The organism is Pseudomonas psychrophila HA-4 (genome assembly GCF_000282975.1).
In the GTDB taxonomy this organism is placed as follows: Bacteria; Pseudomonadota; Gammaproteobacteria; order Pseudomonadales; family Pseudomonadaceae; genus Aquipseudomonas; species Aquipseudomonas psychrophila_A.
Genome location: NZ_ALJC01000057.1, coordinates 1 through 1,108, shown reverse-complemented (window position 1 = coordinate 1,108; position 1,108 = coordinate 1). Strand labels below are relative to the sequence as shown.

Here is a 1,108-nt window from a genome sequence, read left to right as displayed (position 1 = left end):
GCAGGGCGCTAGTTAATCTGTCCAACTTTTGGGGGGCAGTTCAGAATGATGAACACGCCCAGCGTCGCCGGGAACAGAATGGCGACCAGATTATCAATGAAGTTCATAGCCCCGTTGCCCGCCACCAGTGCTTTTTTGGGCAGCAGACTGACCAGCAAAACCTGAGCACATGGCCGTGAAACACCGATACCGATACCGAAGATCAGATAGGCGAGCACCAGCAAGCCCCAAGGCGCCCCTGTCATGAGCAACGCAACGGCGGCAAGTTGTGCCAACCCTCTGGCCGTATCGGTATAAATGAGCACCTGTCGAGGCGACTTGCGATCCGCCAGCATCCCCCCGGCCAGAGCACCGATCACCGTTCCGACGCCCACTGCGGCCATGACGAAGCCAAACACATCCCCACCTAAACCTTCTCGAATAAGCGCTATCGGCAGCGCCGCCAGACAAATTGCATCGCCGGCCATCGACAGGCCCTGGCCGATGAGCAGCTTGCGAAAAGGCAAGACACTCAGCGCTTCGTTGTAAGGTGAGAAGCGATCTTTGATAGACATCATGGTCGCTCCTCCTTGATGTAAATTTGTCCATCCTGCCTGCGCTCGGTCGCCAACTGCCGATCGCCTTGGCGGATTTCCAGTTCACCGTCCCCGAGTACGGAAACTCGTAGTCGCCGGCCTCGGAACTGCGGGGTGAAATGGTAGGCATCCCACTGTGCGGGCAATCTCGGGCGGAAGGCCAGTTGGCCCGATCTGATATCAAGTCCCGACAGCCCTTGCACCAACCCCTGCCAGGCTCCGGCATAGGCAGAAAGATGCAGCCCATTGCTGTACTCGTCGACCGGAGTGAAATCCAAGTTGTAACGGCTGGCACGGGCAATGAAATCGGCGCTGATTTGCGTCTTGCCTAGATGCGCAGCCGAGTGTCCGGCAATACGGCATAACCTTCGAACTCTTCAGGAATGGACACCCCGCCCACCGTGATCCAAGGGAGGTAGACATTGCCAGCTATCGATTGCCAGCGGCAGCGCTCGGCTTCAGGCAGTCCTGGAAAGCGCGGCCGGTCGCACTGAACTGCCCCCCAAAAGTTGGACAGATTAACTAGCGCCCTG

Annotated in this window: 3 protein-coding genes; all 3 read right to left on the bottom strand. The window is 58.2% G+C overall.

What is annotated here, in order from left to right; all coding sequences use genetic code 11:
* Positions 1-8 precede the first annotated feature (8 nt).
* On the bottom strand, positions 9-557 hold the full coding sequence (locus B347_RS24735) for an MFS transporter (protein WP_019408965.1): 549 nt from the start codon (positions 555-557) through the stop codon (positions 9-11).
* On the bottom strand, positions 554-853 hold the full coding sequence (locus B347_RS26770; RefSeq protein WP_202800810.1) for a glycosyl hydrolase family 65 protein: 300 nt from the start codon (positions 851-853) through the stop codon (positions 554-556). The genes B347_RS24735 and B347_RS26770 overlap by 4 nt, the downstream gene beginning before the upstream one ends.
* Positions 854-903: 50 nt before the next feature.
* Positions 904-1,108, bottom strand: a 205-nt coding sequence (locus B347_RS26860) for a hypothetical protein (protein ID WP_237719105.1), incomplete at its 5' end; no start/stop codon positions are given.

Bases quoted from the DNA above. Each gene is read 5' to 3' on its own strand.
- B347_RS24735 (WP_019408965.1), bottom strand. From the start codon at position 557: ATGATGTCTATCAAAGATCGCTTCTCACCTTACAACGAAGCGCTGAGT.